General features: G+C 44.2%; 14 protein-coding genes and 1 tRNA gene. 9 read left to right on the forward strand and 6 right to left on the reverse strand.

The annotated features are described in order from the left end of the window. The first annotated feature begins 87 nt into the window (after nt 1-87). From AC4II3_RS02630 to AC4II3_RS02640, 3 genes are all read left to right on the forward strand, one after another. Nucleotides 88-1,599 carry an AAA family ATPase gene (locus AC4II3_RS02630; protein WP_488007036.1) on the forward strand — a complete coding sequence of 504 codons (1,512 nt, stop codon included), beginning with the start codon at nt 88-90 and terminating at the stop codon, nt 1,597-1,599. A 747-nt stretch (nt 1,600-2,346) separates the two neighbouring features. Then, entirely contained in the window at nt 2,347-2,814 is a 468-nt protein-coding gene (locus AC4II3_RS02635; RefSeq protein WP_488007034.1) for an SH3 domain-containing protein, read from the forward strand. A 219-nt stretch (nt 2,815-3,033) separates the two neighbouring features. Further along, complete coding sequence (locus AC4II3_RS02640) at nt 3,034-3,210, forward strand: hypothetical protein (RefSeq protein ID WP_488007032.1); 177 nt, start codon at nt 3,034-3,036, stop codon at nt 3,208-3,210. Nucleotides 3,211-3,458: 248 nt separating this feature from the next. Here AC4II3_RS02640 and AC4II3_RS02645 read toward each other — a convergent pair whose 3' ends face one another. Then, on the reverse strand, nt 3,459-4,334 hold the full coding sequence (locus AC4II3_RS02645) for a hypothetical protein (RefSeq protein WP_488007030.1): 876 nt from the start codon (nt 4,332-4,334) through the stop codon (nt 3,459-3,461). 183 nt (nt 4,335-4,517) lie between these two features. On the opposite strand from AC4II3_RS02645, the gene AC4II3_RS02650 reads away from it, so the two are divergent. Next, on the forward strand, nt 4,518-5,699 hold the full coding sequence (locus tag AC4II3_RS02650) for a peptidoglycan-binding domain-containing protein (protein ID WP_488007028.1): 1,182 nt from the start codon (nt 4,518-4,520) through the stop codon (nt 5,697-5,699). Between the two features lie 212 nt (nt 5,700-5,911). Here the strand turns inward: AC4II3_RS02650 and sigC are convergent, their stop codons facing one another. From sigC to lipA, 3 genes are all read right to left on the reverse strand, one after another. Continuing rightward, complete coding sequence (sigC, locus tag AC4II3_RS02655) at nt 5,912-7,162, reverse strand: RNA polymerase sigma factor SigC (protein ID WP_070394085.1); 1,251 nt, start codon at nt 7,160-7,162, stop codon at nt 5,912-5,914. Nucleotides 7,163-8,084: 922 nt separating this feature from the next. After that, the gene (locus AC4II3_RS02660) at nt 8,085-8,996 is read right to left on the reverse strand and encodes an NAD(P)H-dependent glycerol-3-phosphate dehydrogenase (protein ID WP_488007026.1); all 912 of its coding nucleotides are present in this window, start codon (nt 8,994-8,996) and stop codon (nt 8,085-8,087) included. A 48-nt stretch (nt 8,997-9,044) separates the two neighbouring features. Next, nucleotides 9,045-9,914 (reverse strand): lipoyl synthase, encoded by an 870-nt coding sequence (lipA, locus tag AC4II3_RS02665; protein ID WP_488007024.1) that lies wholly within the window; start codon nt 9,912-9,914, stop codon nt 9,045-9,047. A 131-nt stretch (nt 9,915-10,045) separates the two neighbouring features. On the opposite strand from lipA, the gene AC4II3_RS02670 reads away from it, so the two are divergent. After that, nucleotides 10,046-10,119: transfer RNA gene (locus AC4II3_RS02670), tRNA-Pro, on the forward strand. Between the two features lie 223 nt (nt 10,120-10,342). On the opposite strand, the gene tsaD is transcribed toward AC4II3_RS02670, so the two are convergent. Next, the gene (gene tsaD / locus AC4II3_RS02675) at nt 10,343-11,413 is read right to left on the reverse strand and encodes a tRNA (adenosine(37)-N6)-threonylcarbamoyltransferase complex transferase subunit TsaD (protein ID WP_488007022.1); all 1,071 of its coding nucleotides are present in this window, start codon (nt 11,411-11,413) and stop codon (nt 10,343-10,345) included. Between the two features lie 152 nt (nt 11,414-11,565). Here tsaD and AC4II3_RS02680 point away from each other — a divergent pair, with 152 nt between their 5' ends. From AC4II3_RS02680 to AC4II3_RS02695, 4 genes are all read left to right on the forward strand, one after another. After that, nucleotides 11,566-12,060, forward strand: coding sequence for a Photosystem I reaction center subunit III (locus AC4II3_RS02680; protein ID WP_488007020.1), 495 nt, complete (start codon nt 11,566-11,568; stop codon nt 12,058-12,060). 166 nt (nt 12,061-12,226) lie between these two features. Next, complete coding sequence (psaJ, locus tag AC4II3_RS02685) at nt 12,227-12,352, forward strand: photosystem I reaction center subunit IX (protein WP_070394080.1); 126 nt, start codon at nt 12,227-12,229, stop codon at nt 12,350-12,352. 239 nt (nt 12,353-12,591) lie between these two features. Continuing rightward, entirely contained in the window at nt 12,592-14,133 is a 1,542-nt protein-coding gene (purH, locus tag AC4II3_RS02690) for a bifunctional phosphoribosylaminoimidazolecarboxamide formyltransferase/IMP cyclohydrolase (protein ID WP_488007018.1), read from the forward strand. Nucleotides 14,134-14,399: 266 nt separating this feature from the next. Beyond that, a complete protein-coding gene (locus AC4II3_RS02695; protein WP_488007016.1) occupies nt 14,400-15,218 on the forward strand; it encodes a squalene/phytoene synthase family protein in 819 nt (272 codons plus the stop codon). 332 nt (nt 15,219-15,550) lie between these two features. On the opposite strand, the gene AC4II3_RS02700 is transcribed toward AC4II3_RS02695, so the two are convergent. Then, complete coding sequence (locus tag AC4II3_RS02700) at nt 15,551-15,697, reverse strand: chlorophyll a/b-binding protein (RefSeq protein ID WP_070394076.1); 147 nt, start codon at nt 15,695-15,697, stop codon at nt 15,551-15,553. Nucleotides 15,698-15,946 lie beyond the last annotated feature (249 nt).

Here is a 15,946-nt window from a genome sequence, read left to right on the forward strand (position 1 = left end):
GGAATCCGTTTAGGAATTGTCAGAATTTTTGACACCATATTCCCTGCTCCCTGTTCCCTATTCCCTGTTCCCTGTTGCCTTTGCTATATGAATTTCAATGACGAGTTTGAGCTTCTGCTACGTGCTCGCTACCCTTTGTTATATATTCCCACTCTAGAAGAAGAGCGAGTAGAAACAGCGATCAAGCAATCCGCTAAACGTTTGGGTAATCGTGGTGTCTATATCTGGGATTTTGTGGATGGTTACCAAGGAAATCCTAATGATATCGGCTTTGGACGCCGCAATCCCTTACAAGCTTTAGAATTTGTAGATAAAATTGGCGAAAGTGCTGCTGCCATCTTTGTATTAAGAGATTTTCACCGATTCTTAGAAGATGTATCAGTTGCTCGTAAACTCAGAAATCTGGCACGTACCCTCAAATCCCAGCCTAAGAATATAGTTATCGTTACCCCCCAACTGTCCGTCCCCTCGGATTTAACCGAAGTGCTGACAGTGGTGGAATTCCCCTTACCAACGGCATCGGAAATTAAAGCTGAGGTGAAACGTTTGTTGGGGGCAACGGGTCAAAATCTGACTGAGAAAATCATTGATGAGCTGGTGCGCTCGGCTCTTGGTCTTTCCTTAGAAAGAATTCGTCGGGTCTTAGCTCGTGGGATTGCCTCTAATAATGCCATCCAACCTTCAGATGTAGAACTGATTTTAGAAGAAAAGCGCCAATCCATTAGGCAAACCCAGATCCTAGAGTTCTACCCAACCCAAGAAAAAATTTCCGACATCGGTGGCTTAGACAACCTCAAAGACTGGCTACTGCGACGGGGTGGAGCATTTACAGAACAGGCGCGACAATACGGGTTACCTCATCCTCGTGGTTTACTCTTAGTGGGGATTCAAGGAACTGGGAAATCGTTAACTGCAAAAGCGATCGCAAACCACTGGCACCTACCCCTGCTACGTTTAGATGTCGGTCGTCTATTTGGTGGCTTAGTAGGGGAATCAGAATCCCGTACTCGGCAGATGATTCAGCTAGCCGAAGCTCTCGCTCCCTGCATCCTCTGGATTGATGAAATTGACAAAGCCTTCTCTGGTCTATCCTCTAAAGGGGATGCAGGCACAACCAGTCGTGTCTTTGGTACCTTTATTAGCTGGTTAGCGGAGAAAAAATCCCCAGTATTTGTGGTCGCTACCGCCAACAATATCCAAGCCTTACCCCCAGAAATGCTTCGCAAGGGTCGATTTGACGAAATCTTTTTTGTTGGTTTGCCCAACCAGGAAGAACGTCGTGCTATTTTCGATCTACACCTATCCCGGCTGCGACCTCATAATCTCAAGAGTTATGCTTTAGACCGATTAGCCTACGAAACCCCTGATTTTTCTGGGGCAGAAATTGAGCAGACCCTGATCGAAGCCATGCACATCGGCTTTAGCCAAAACCGAGACTTCACCACAGATGATATTCTCGAAGCCGCTAGTCAAATTATCCCCTTAGCACGGACAGCCCAAGAGCAAATCCAATTTTTACAGGATTGGGCAGCTGCCGGAAAAGCTCGCATGGCTTCTCGCAATAGCCCTTTAACAACAATTCGCTATCCATCTGGATAGCGAGACGACAACTTACGATAATTCCTGATAGAATAAAGTTGGTTGCTGACCCGCCTGACTGACTAAAAGGCTACCTTGCAAGCAGTCTAATATCCTATAAGTTTTTAGACCATTAGGTGTACAAAGTACTAGCAGAGATCAGGGAAGAGACAAGCCCCGGCTGGTTGACCATATAGTCGTAATTCCAAGGTGAGTCTGTCGAAAAAAACTATACGTCTGCGGAAGGCGGATGTCTGCCTGTGGACGCCGAGTAAGACCAATTCCAGTTCTCTGGTTGAGGCATTGGCGGATGAAGCGGGAAGCCCATTTGACGAATAAGACCGTCCCTGAATTGACCTGAGAATTGGAAGCCCCAACCTCAGCAAAGCAGGTTGGGGTACTTCACATGATCGCATTCAGCGCCAACTGTTGTAGTAAGTAATCCCAGTAAGTAATCATATATAGCAGTTCTCAATTAGGTGAGAGACTTCATCCTGAGTTAATGGGAGTCGGGAGTCGCCTTAAGAAAATTGACTTGACCTCATAAGTATGATCGACGCTATAGATTAATGTCAACTAGATTAATGTCAACTAGATTAATTTAGAATTTTATCATTAACTTTTGGTATAACACCCTAACAACCTGTTAACCTTCAACCTGTTAACCTTCAACCTTCAACCTGTTAACTTTCAACCTCCAAATTCAACCTGTTAACCTTGGCCAAAAGGCCACGCAATCGCGTTCAACCTTTATATTTAAATCTTCCCATGAATCTTTCCAAGATAGCTCAGTTTATCATTGGTTTTATTCTCGGCATTGCCATCTTAACAGGTGCTGCTGTTGGTACAGTGTATTACTTCTTTACTAAACTAGCAGTTGAGCCTGAAAAACCCGTCTTTGCTGAGGAGCGACCCAATAAGTCCCCGTCACCAAAGGCCCAACCGACCAGTTCATCTGGGCAGTCTAAACCAGCAACTACTCCCAAACCCATTCCTAGTCCTAGTCCTTTACCAAAACTAGAACCGGGTGCTTACCGAGCCAGTGTTACCTGGCCACAGGGGTTGATTCTTCGGGACTCCCCTAGCCTGAACGCTAAACGCATTGGTGGTATTGGCTACAATCAGACCCTGATCATCCTCGGATACAGTGATGATAAGCGATGGCAGAGAGTTCGCGTGCCTGGTAGTGACCAAAAGGCTTGGGTTAAAGCAGGTAATGTCAAAAAAATAGACTAATCAATAGATTAATAGTTTGGAGCAACAGTCAACACTCAACACTCAATACTTAACAAGTCTTCTTTTTGTTAAGAAAAATAGCTAAATATTAATCTTGATTGCAATATTGCCGATCTAGCTTCAAGGCCAGAATTGATAATGATAGGGTTATGAAACTAACTTTTAACACCATCAAAAAAGTTAGATTTCTACCTAACTGAATTTCTGGCTAACAGGTTTATGTACAACAAAAATACAAATAAAGATCTTTTGGGTGCTGCTGTTACTGCTGCTTTGGGTGCAGGGATCGTCACCTCCTTTGCTGTCAGCCAAGGTCAACACCCAATGATTGCTATAGGAATTACTGCTATGGCTGGCTTACTTGGTGCCTTGTTACATCAGGCTGACTTGGTATAAACGAAAGGCATGTATCTTTTTGTTGTAAATCTATAACTCAGGGGCTGGGGCGCGGGGACATGGAGAGATGGCTAAATATTATCCTGAAATGATATTAGCCTTCAATGGTCGTATTTTTGCAAAAGCGATGCAGCGAAGTAGCTTGGTAAAAGGAGGCCACCCCATGAGCGACGGCATCAAGACAGTGAGATGCACCCAACGAAAATCCTATGATAAGTAATTAACAACTTGCTAATTATTGTGATGGGCTAATTGGAACAAACCACAAGATTCTGCTCACCCGTATCAGGAAACCCGTTAGACATCCATCCATTAACAGGATAGGTTATTCTTGCCCACTCGCGCCTTTGGAAGTCCAGGAAAAATTGCTCTTGAGGGGGACGGTTGACCAGTGTTACCTTAACTCCATTGGAGACAAGACCCAGTCGGGAAGAGTTAATATCCGGTCGTCTACGGACAGCTATACCATCATTACCTTTATATATAACTTCGCGACAGAGAGATTGTCTTTGATTAGTGCTTACTCTTACTGTCTGCTGACAGAACTTGAGATCTTTAGCTCGGACAAATCCAGGCATGGGGGAGTTGATCGCGATCCAACCATTTTTACTAGGGTTGTTTCCAGCCAGAATAACTTCTTCATTAGGCTCTAAGGTTCTGATTGGTTCGATTGATGGCTGTTTGTAGATAAACATTGACTTAGCAGCTTGGCGGCAGAGAGATTGTGCTCGATTAGGGCGTACTCCTCCTTCCCCACAGCGCTTCAGATATTTGGCTTGGACAAATCCAGGAATGGGGGAGTTGATCGCGATCCAACCATCTTTGCTAACCTTGTCTTCGGCCAGAATAACTATTTCATCAGGCTCTAAGGCAATCATTGGGTTAGAGGTTGATCGCTGTTTGTAGATAAACATTGATTCAGCAGCGGCGCGACATTCACCCATAAATCCCTGAGCCAGTTGAAATTTTCCTTGAGTCTGGGCTTGGGTTGGTTTTGCCGAGGGTATGCTGTTGGCGGAATTGGTGCTGGGAATTACGGTAGCCCTAGCCCCTACTCCCCCTAAACTGCTCAAAACTAAAGCTAGGAGGGGGAGCAACGTACTCCAGTGACGAATAGTGGTCATGATTTAAAACTATTGCGTTATGGTAAAAGAGGAGAATTACTCTGTTTTGGTAAGAGTCTTGCTCTATAACTACATGCTTTACTATCGGATTACGTAAAATTTCTGAGATTCTCTTGTCCGAAACATTACCAATGGTCTACTGTGATTTGTTAGACTAACAGTAAAAGTTTCCTTGGAATAATCATGGAGACCCTTGCCTATCTTCATCTTGCTTTAACCGAAGAAGAACTAGCAGATACTCCTGCGCTTTTGACGGAGTCCAATCAAAAATTGTTTCAGTGGCTCAAGGAGTATAAGCTAGTTACTCACCATCAGATTTATTTACTGTTGCTAATTGCCATGCTTAGCATTGTGGGGATGGCAGAAGAAGCCCTAGCCCAAAGGGTGCTGCGGGAAGGTCGTAGGGGAGCCGATGTAACAGAGGTTCAGCGTCGTTTGCGAGAACTCGGGTATTTCAATCGGCAACCAACTGGCTATTTTGGTTCAATTACTAAAAATGCTGTGATTCGGTTCCAACGAGATAAGCGGCTTCCTGCTGATGGGGACGTCGGACCACGAACCAGAGCAGCACTCTTTCCATCACAGACTAGAGTAGCACCATCCCGTAGGAATGTTAATCAATCTGGACTCAGACGAGGGTCTCGTGGATCAGCGGTTACGGAAGTCCAGCGACAGTTAAGAGAACTGGGGTATTTCAATGCCGATCCAACCGGTTACTTTGGTCCAGTTACAGAACAAGCAGTGATTCGATTCCAAACAGACTATGCTCTCAGAGCCGATGGGATTGTGGGATCACAAACTAGAGCAGAACTATCTAATGCTTTAGTTACTCAATCACAACCGTTTGGATTCCTGCCTGGGGAGATACCTCTTCCTCCTGCTGACTTTAGCAATGAAGAACCAATAGCATTTGGTACTCCTATCCGTAGCAGTGAACTACGACGAGGCGATCGCGGTTCAGAGGTTACACGGCTTCAGGAAGCGTTGAGATCTCGGGGGTTTAATCCCGGTCCTGTTGATGGGAGATATGGCGCACAAACTGAGGATGCAGTGTTTAAATTTCAGATACGTAATAATAATCTACTTCCAACCGGGACAGCTGATTTACAAACCCTGCAAGCATTGGGACTTATTGATATAAATCCTGAAACTGAGAAGAATCGCTATGTGGTGGTGATCCCGATTCATAATGATAATGTGCTGCTTGAAGTGCTACGTCAGACGACTCTGACTCGTGAGAATATATCTGATAACGGTCGAGGCGGTTATTTTAATGCTGGAGCCTTCTCTAGCCGTAGTAAAGCGGAAAGTCGTTCCTATGAATTGCGATCGCAAGGATTTGATGCCCGGGTAGCCTACTTTTAAGTCAGCTCAAGTCCACTAACAACGAAATATATTGGGGTGCTCCCTGAGATATTTAACCTCAGGTGTTTATAAATTCAATAAATTTTCAATAACTAGAACCCATGGGACAAGGGATAGCTAGGGTGATAGCTAGGATAAGATTAGTAAAAAGCCCACACTTTCCTAATAGGTAAGAAGTTAATAGGTAAGTGTGGGAATATGTCACCAAGGGATTAGCTCAAAGCTTCCAGATAATCCCGAACTCGGTTACGGCGCTTGGGTTGCCGCAACTTTTGTAAAGCTTTAGCTTCGATTTGACGTACCCGCTCCCGAGATAGATCTAAAGCGCGACCAATCTCAGCGAGAGAGTAAGGCTGGTTATCTCCCAATCCGAACCGCATCCGAATCACATCCCGTTCACGGTTGGTTAGATCGGCTAGGAGTTGCTGTAAATCCCGTTGTAAAGCTTCTCGCATCAACACTTCTTCTGGAGAGGTTTCCTCAGTTTCGAGTAAATCTCCTAGTTCGGTGTCTCGTTCTTTACCAACTTTAATTTCCAAAGAAACAGAGCGGGGTACTCGTAGTAATACTTCTCGTACCTGAGCCGCAGTCATTTCTAATTCCACAGCAATATCGTCAATGGTTGCTGTGCGCCCACGTTCCTGGGAAATCTTCCGTTGGGCTTTTTTGATTTTATTGAGCTTCTCAGTAATGTGAACTGGTAGGCGAATGGTACGGCTTTGGGTAGCGATCGCCCGGGTGATTCCTTGACGGATCCACCAGTAAGCATAGGTGCTAAATCGGTAGCCTTTGGTCGGGTCAAATTTCTCAACCGCTCGCTCTAATCCCAGAGTTCCTTCCTGAATTAAGTCTAGGAGTTCCAAGCCACGGTTTTGATACTTCTTAGCTACTGACACTACTAGACGTAGGTTAGCTTTGATCATGTGTTCCTTAGCTTGGAGCCCTTCAGCTTGTACCTGCTCTAGCTCTTTGGATGTTAGTTCAGCTAACTCTGCCCAACGCAGTTTGCCAGCTGACATACTCGGCTTGAGTTGAGAAACGTCAATTCCTGCAGCCGTTGCCCACCGTTCTAAGGAAGGACGGTGACCTAACTGGGACGCTAGACGATCATGGGTTTCAATCAGGTGGACAAAGCGCTCCATGACTTTATCCTCAGATATAGCCGACTTATTGCGCAGCCGTAGTAGTTTCATGTAGCGCTGAACTTTTTGAGCTTCCGAGACTTCCTCATCTCGCCTCAGTAGACGAACCCGACCAATTTCCTGGAGATATAACCGAACTAGGTCGGTGGTGCGACGGGTGCTATTTTTGGTTAAGCTAGCCGCGTCTACACCCTCAATCTCCACATCAACTAAGTCATCCACTGATCCTTCCCCATCGTCCCTTGGGCCATTAAGCTCAAAGCTATAGGCAGAAGTCTCGTGATCTAATTCTGTGTCGGCATAGAAAGGAGTGGCTGGCATAATGATCTCTCGATTACAACCAGTGACAACACGTAATTGTGTTTGTCACACTTAGTACTAGAATTCCCACCCATGATGACCGGAGAAACAGCTACTAAAATTTTTTTTCCGGCAAGACTTACCGGTTATCCCTGGTAGCCCTTATTAGTATCCGTAGCTAACGGTTCACCCGATGTCTCCACCCGACCTTGCCCGTAAGGGCTAAAGCTTTATAGATGGCTAAAGGAACGGGATTTCCTGATTTCAGCTATTGATTTGAGCTATTTTAGAAGTAACTCTATAGGTAAATAGAGACCTTGGTCAAAAGCTGTATTAATCTACAGTGCGCATCATGGGGATTCCAGAAAGATTCTCGCTAATTCAAGAAAAAATTTTATTTAGGGCTATCAGGGACTAATATCCAGGACTAAGCAATAGCCAAGCTACTTGCGGAGATCCTTTGCTGGAATGGGTTTGAAGAAACAACGAACTTATGAATAAGTGTATATACATAGTTCAAAATTGCCAAATTATTGCCGAATTACCAGAGTTATCAAATATTAGTGCCACCTAGCTATGTTGCCAGATTGGCCATGGCATTACAAAACTTTATAAAACTTTACTAAAGTTTGCAATTTATTGATGCAGTCACTTCAGCTCAAGCAGTGCCATGTCCCTAAAGAGTCTATATTTTCACGATGCCTGATAGACAATACCAAAATGTCTCAATAATGTCTCAATTAATGTCTCAATTTTTGTCTCAGTTTTGTGATCTGAGTTTTACAGCTGGGAAGCAATCGCTGTAACGGAGCAATGGATATTATCTGGTGCCCGTAAATTTTTGATTACCGTTGCGATACTCTTAAGGCCAAAGGCCACGCTAGGCGAACAGAGCCGCTACGCTACGCGAACGCACTTGAGATCAGACCATCCGATCAGACCATTATTCTGGCTTAGTATCTCGTAGCATGAGAGCTTCAACAGCAGCTTGGGGGGTAATCTCCCCTTGGAGCAATCGATGGACTTGATAAGTAATGGGTACTGAAATTCTTTTGAGCTTAGCTCGTTCAATCACAACCTTTGTAGTGTTGACCCCTTCTGCTGTTCCCTCCAAGTTGGCCAGAATATCTGAAAGTTTATGACCCTGAGCGAGCTGATAACCAACTTGATAATTGCGACTGAGGCTACTACTACAGGTTGCCAGTAAATCTCCTAGTCCCGACAAACCGTAAAATGTTTCTACCTTAGCACCCCAATCTGTACCAATACGAATCATTTCTGTAAGTCCACGGGTTAGCAAAGCTGCTTTGGCATTTGTTCCTAGTTGTAAACCATCACAGGTTCCAGATGCGATCGCCATTACATTTTTCAGGGTACCCCCTAGTTCTACACCGAGGGGGTCTCGATTGGTGTAAACCCGGAAATTTGGGGAAGAAAACACCTGTTGTAGTATCTCAGTTGCTTTTACATCTGTGCTAGCTACTACTGTAGCGGCTGGGAGTTCTTGTTTAATTTCTTTGGAAAGATTGGGACCCGATAGCACCACTACAGGATTGTTGGGAAATTCAGCTTGCCAGATTTGAGAGGGAGTACGGGTAGTTTGCAAATCTAACCCCTTAGTCGCTGTGACCAAGATCACGTCAGAAGATACTGATAAACACTTTAGCTGTTGCGCTACAGAATTTACCCCCGACATGGAAACAGCAGACAAGATAATACTGCTAGATTCTATGGCATCTGCTAATTTTTCCTGACTCCGACGGGACCACAAACAAACCTGATCACCGTTTTTAGAGGCTAGGCTATTGAGGGCTGTACCCCAAACACCAGCTCCGATGATAGTGATTTTGGTCATTATGATTGTTAGTTGTTACTTTCCATTTTCTTGCAACCATGGAACCGTTCATCGGGGATAGCGCTGCATTAATTCTCGAACTTGCTCGGCATGATAGGAACTACGGGTGAGGGGAGATGAAACAACTTGTAGGAAACCGAGGGATTCACCATACTCTTTCCAGGTATCAAATTGTTTAGGGGTTATGAATTCAGAAATTTTTAGGTGTTTTTGAGTCGGTTGAAGATACTGACCAATAGTTAAGATGTCGCAGTCTACTTGCCTTAAATCTGCCATGACTTGCCGGACTTCGGCATCAGTTTCTCCTAAACCTACCATTATACCAGATTTGCTGTAAACCGATGGAGCTAAGTTTCGTGTCCTCAACAGTAATTCCAGAGAGCGCTGATAATCCCCTTGAGGCCGTACTTTCCGATAGAGTCGAGGTACTGTTTCTGTATTGTGATTGAGGACTTCGGGTTTAGCTTGAAGAATCGTTTCGAGAGCATCCCAGTTCGCGCACAAGTCTGGGATTAAAACCTCAATAGTGGTATCTGGTGAGACCAGGCGAATGGCTTCAATGCACTGTACAAATTGGGAAGCTCCACCATCGGGTAAATCATCCCGGTTAACAGAGGTAATAACTACATGATTTAGACCCATGCGCTGCACAGCTTCCGCTAGCCGTGTGGGTTCAGTGGAGTCAAGGGCTTTGGGTTTTTTCTCAAAGTCAATATCGCAGTAGGGACAAGCACGGGTGCAAGCTGGTCCCATAATTAAAAAGGTGGCAGTACCAGCATTGAAGCACTCTCCGATATTGGGACAAGAGGCTTCTTCACAGACAGTATTGAGATCTAAATCTCTTAAGGTTTCTTTAATATTGCCGACACGCTGCCATTGGGGCGCTTTGACTCGCAACCATTCTGGTTTAACTACCACTCTTGGTTATACTCCAACTATATATATATAAAAATTTAAGTTACGTTACTTTAATCTTGATCCTAGCAAGGTAGGAGCCGATTGCCCCTAAGCCATGATAAAATAGACTAAATCTTAAATTATGGCTTTATCGGGATGTAGCGCAGTTTGGTAGCGCACTTCGTTCGGGACGAAGGGGTCGCAGGTTCAAATCCTGTCATCCCGATTGTGCTTTTGGACTAACTATAAAGGTTAGCTGGTTACAGGTTAGCTGGTTACAGGTTAGCCGGTTAAAGGTTAGCCGGTTATTAAACCTTGGCCAAAAGGCCACGCAATCGCGTTCAAGCTCTTAAACCTTGGCCAAAAGGCCACGCAATCGCGTTCAACCTTAAACCTTAAACCTTAAACCTTCAACCTCTTCAACCTTCAACCTCTTAAACCTTAAACCTTCAACCTCTTAAACCTTCAACCGGTTGAACCTCTGAATAAAGTTCCATCACCTTAGTGATAGGCATTCGCGATCGCACTCCCAAAGTCAAAGGGGAAGTATGTCCTTGATTTAAATGGTCAGTTGCGGCACAGCCAATCATGGCGGCATTATCGGTACAAAACTTCAGGGGAGGAAAAATAACTCGCAAATTATACTCAGTTGCTTTAGCTTGTAACTGTTGTCTCAATCCACTATTGGCAGCTACCCCACCCCCAACGGTAATCGTGTCGAGACCATAGTCGAGAGCACAAGCAATGGTACGCTTGGTAAGCGATCGCACTACGGTTTCCTGAAAGCTGGCAGCAATGTCGGTCACTGGAATTTCTGAGTGTTCCTGTTCCAGTTTTTGCACCAGCCGTAGCACCGCTGTCTTCAAACCGCTAAAACTGGAGTCATAGGGATGATAACCACCACTAGCAAGGGAAATCTTACCCTCTGGCAAGGGAAAGGCTTTAGGGTTGCCCTCTCGTGCTAACTTATCTATAGCTGGTCCTCCGGGATAGCCTAACTTTAATAATCGTGCTACCTTATCAAAGGCTTCACCCGCAGCATCGTCACGGGTTGCCCCCAGTATTTCATAGCTACCACAGGTTTTGACATAAATTAAGCTAGTGTGACCCCCAGACACCAACAGACTCAAAAATGGTGGTTCTAGTTCTGGCTCACTGAGATAGGTGGCGTAAATATGACCTTCTAGATGATGGACACCCAGAAACGGCTTGTGGTGAACCATGGCCAGGGTTTTGGCAGCTGTGACCCCCACTAGTAGAGAGCCCACTAAGCCGGGAGCGCAGGTAGCAGCAATTCCATCAATTGCGCCCCAGTCCAGTTGAGCTGCTTCTAGGGCTTGCGCGATCGCATTATTTATGGTTTCTAGATGGCTACGGGATGCTACCTCTGGCACCACACCGCCATACTGCCGATGCATAGGAATTTGGGAAGTAACGATATTGCTACAACATTTACGATTTTTAACAATCGCCACAGCTGTTTCATCACAACTGGTTTCTATTGCTAAAATACAAGCCATTCACCAATGACCTTTATTGAAACACTACTTTTAGTTAATTAAACTTTACTAGATACACGGCTCAGAGTAAGATTGCCTGAGTGTACAAATAATTTGATCTTTTGGTTTGTACAAAAAACTTTTTGTTTCTTAACAAAAGGAGACACTTTTCTATGCGACGATTGTTAGCTTTAATTTTTGCCGTCTCTGTGTGGTTTTGCGCCATCAGCCCAGCCTCTGCTTCTTTGGATCATCTCACCCCTTGTAGTGAGTCTGCTGCATTTCAAGCCCGGAAGGCTGAGTTCGTAAATACTACAGCTGACCCCAATTCCGGTGCGAAGCGATTTGAGCGGTATTCTCAAGCACTTTGTGGTGATGAGGGATATCCCCGCTTGATTGTGGATGGTCGTTTCTCCCATATGGGTGACTTCCTCATTCCTAGCTTACTCTTCCTCTATATCACTGGCTGGATTGGCTGGGCAGGTCGCAGCTATCTACAAGCGATTCAAAAGGGTAAGAACCCAGAAGACAAAGAAATCATCATTGAAGTCCCCTTGGCATTTAGTAAGATGCTATTGTCTGCCTCATGGCCTTTATTAGCATTCAAAGAAATCACCACTGGTGAAATGTTTGCTAAAGATGATGAGATTCCTGTCTCACCACGCTAGCCATCATCATACTTAGACTCCCTCGCGGGAACGCTTTTAGCACTGAAAAGTTAGCTAAAAACTACTGTCGTTCTCGCTAATCAAATTTTCGCGCTTTTATAGACAGGGCATGATATTGATATGCCAAAATGTCTTAAAATAGTTACCGATTTTAGGAGAATGTTCCATGCAGGATTTAGTTAAGTATTTGTCCCTAGCACCAGTATTATTGGCTGTTTGGATGACCATTACGGCTGGAATTTTGATTGAATTTAACCGCTTTTTCCCGGATCTACTTTTCCATCCGTTGTAATTAGCAAGAATGGGTAAAAAAATAAATAATTCCTTTGGAATTGGTAGGTAAGCTAATTAATTTAAAGCTCCTACCTTAGTTCAATGGATTATTTAAATTTACCCTAAAAAACCTTTTGATAATTTGACAAAAAAAATTCAGAGTGCAGAATCGATAATCGAGAAGTAAGATTGAATAATTCTGCATTCTGAATTGATAATTATTCAGAATTCGGTTGACCTTTTGTAAAATTGTTTGAAATGGCAAATCTGGCACTGCTGAGTGTATCTGACAAAACTGGACTAATCGACTTTGCCCGTCAGCTAGTAGAAGAATTTAAATTTGATTTAATCAGCAGTGGCGGAACGGCTAAAGCCTTGCAATCAGAAGGTTTGCCGGTAACGAAAGTGTCTGATTACACTGGCTTTCCAGAAATTTTAGGTGGCAGGGTTAAAACCCTACATCCACGAATTCATGGCGGAATTTTGGGAAGGCGAGATTTGCCCGAAGATGTGGCAGAAATGGAGACAAACCAGATTCGTCCCATTGATTTGGTGGTGGTGAATCTCTATCCATTTGAACAGACTGTTGCTAAACCGGACGTGAGTTTAGCAACAGCAATTGAAACTATCGATATCGGTGGTCCAACACTGCTGAGAGCAGCTGCGAAAAACTATGCTCACCTGACAGTGCTGTGTAATCCTAGTCAGTATCAGGATTACTTAGAGGAGTTGCGCCAGAATGGAAATCAACCATCAATCGAATTCCGTCAGGCTTGCGCTATAGAGGTTTTTGGTCATACCGCTGCTTATGACCATGCGATCGCATCCTACCTGATCGGGTACGAAGATCCAGTGTCCCTACCAAAACGATTTACCTTATCTGGACAACAGCGCCAATCTCTACGCTATGGCGAGAATCCCCATCAACCGGCATCGTGGTATCAATCCGGAACAGTTCCCACAGGTTGGGCTGCAGCCACTAAACTTCAGGGTAAGGAACTCAGTTACAACAACCTGGTGGATTTAGAAGCTGCACGGCGGATCATAAATGAATTTACTGACACTCCAGCCGCAGCAATTCTCAAGCACACCAATCCTTGTGGGGTAGCCTTGGCAGAAACCCTCTGCGAAGCCTATCAAAAAGCATTCAATGCTGACTCTATTTCTGCCTTTGGTGGAATTGTGGCATTAAATAAACCCATTGATGCTGCTACAGCTGTTGCGTTAAAGAAAACGTTCTTAGAATGTGTAGTGGCACCAGAGTGTGAACCAGAAGCTCAAGAAATTCTCAGTGCTAAATCGAAGCTAAGGGTGTTGCTATTATCAGACTTACAGGCGGGAGCAAAACAAACCGTGAAAGCTATTGCAGGGGGGTTTCTGCTACAAGCTGCGGATGATGCCATGGATAATCCTGAGAATTGGCAAGTGGTGACCCAAAAGCAACCTACTCCTGACCAAATGGCAGAATTATTATTTGCTTGGAAGGTGTGTAAGCATGTTAAATCGAATGCCATTGTCGTGACACGCGATCGCACAACCTTAGGTGTGGGTGCGGGTCAAATGAATCGGGTAGGTGCAGTCAATATAGCATTAGAACAGGCTGGGGAAAATAGCAAAAATGCTATCCTTGCTAGTGATGGATTCTTCCCCTTCGATGACTCAGTGCGGACAGCTGCTAAAGCAGGGATTGAGGCAATTGTGCAACCGGGTGGTAGTTTACGAGATCAAGACTCCATTCAGGCAGCAGATGAACTGGGATTAGTCATGGTGCTCACCGGTATGCGCCACTTTTTGCATTAGTTATTCACATTATCCAAAAGAAATAGTCGTGATTCGGAGCAAATTTATCGAACACTAAATTTGCTCCGAATCACGAATTGTTAGTCATTTCAGTCTCGCCCCTATGTTTAAAAACCTACCCTTGTCAGGGTGGGGTTAGGGGGGCGAAACCAACTAAACTTCGTAAGTCCTCTTGACAACAAATACATATAAATTCAATATTTATGAGTATTTATCGTTTAAAATTTATTAATATCATATAAAGCGACGATGAGAATGGTAAAGTCATGCAACTGTGTAAAGATGCCTTAGGAATTCTCAAAGAAACTAGTCGAACTTTCTATATTCCAATTAGTTGTTTACCAGGAGGGTTACAAGAATCTGTTGCTTCTGCATACTTATGTATGCGTGCAATTGACGAAATTGAAGATGATTTTGAGCTTGATAACTCTACCAAGGCTTCACTGTTGCGACAAATTAGTTTCGGTCTACAAGGTATCGGTAATGGATTCAGTGCCTCGGAATTATCTTTAGCCTTAAGTAACCACGAACAGCCACTTCCAGAAGTAAGCATTCGGATTGGTGAATGGGCAATGCTAGCACCGGAAACCATTGCACCTCGCATTTGGGAAGCTAGCGCAGCTATGGCAGATAGAATGGCAGCTTGGGCTGAATGCGGTTGGGAAATTAATACAGAAATGGATTTGGACGCTTATACTTATAGCGTTGCTGGCTCTGTAGGATTGTTACTTTCTGATTTATGGGCTTGGTATGATGGTACCCAAACTAACCGTAGTTATGCAGTTGCTTTTGGTCGGGGTTTACAAGCAGTCAACATTCTACGTAACCGCTCTGAAGATTTGACAAGGCAAGTGGATTTTTTTCCCAACGGCTGGGGCGAAGAAGAGCTACACAAATATGCTCGGAGAAATCTCTCTTTAGCTGATGCTTACACCAATGCTCTAGTGAAGAATAGTCCAGCCAGAGATTTTTGCCAAATTCCCCTGGCTTTAGCTCATGCCACCCTTGATGTTTTAGCCCTCGGACAATCTAAACTAACCCGCAGTGCAGTGATGGGTATTGTTGAGCAATTAACAACTAAGTAGATAGGAAAATTTTTAGTCAGCTCCAAGGGCTTGATTGTTATTAGTTACAATTCACCAATATAGATTTTTGAAAACTTACTTTTGATCTTGCTCCAACGGGGAGAGATATTTTATTAGGAACGGTTAAGCGATCGCTGACGAATAACACACTGTCGTTTTTCTTGCTGAGCTTCAATCGGGATAAACCCTAGATTTTGTAAAGCTTTCAGCGACTGCGATCGCAATCTTTGTCAGAAATGTAGGTATAGCGCTTGCGATATTGCTTCCAATATTGAGTAGAACACAAATCAACTCTAGGGGCGCACACCGTGCGCCCAAGTGCTTATGGCCGATTACATCAGACCTAGTTGTTGCAGAATGCCGTTACCAGTCAGCAACTCGGTAGCCAAGCCAATGGCGAAACCAAGCATTGCCAAACGGCCATTCCAAGTTTCAGCAAAGTTAGTGAAACCGAACTTAGATTCTTGCTCTTGAGTCATTGTTATAGATCTCCTAGCTCTTTGTTAGCTTCTGTAATATAAGTTAACCTATTTTGGGAAAATTTGCAATATTTATTTATATGTTTTTTACAAAAATATGGTACATGATTATACGCTTTGCCTGAAGTAGGGATAACTGGAGGCTATGGGGAGATAGGGTTGAGGGTTAACTGGTTGAGGGTTAACTGGTTGAAGGTTAACTGGTTGAAGGTTAACTGGTTGAAGGTTAACTGGTTGAAGGTTAACTGG

The sequence above is a fragment of the Moorena sp. genome, assembly GCF_982860115.1.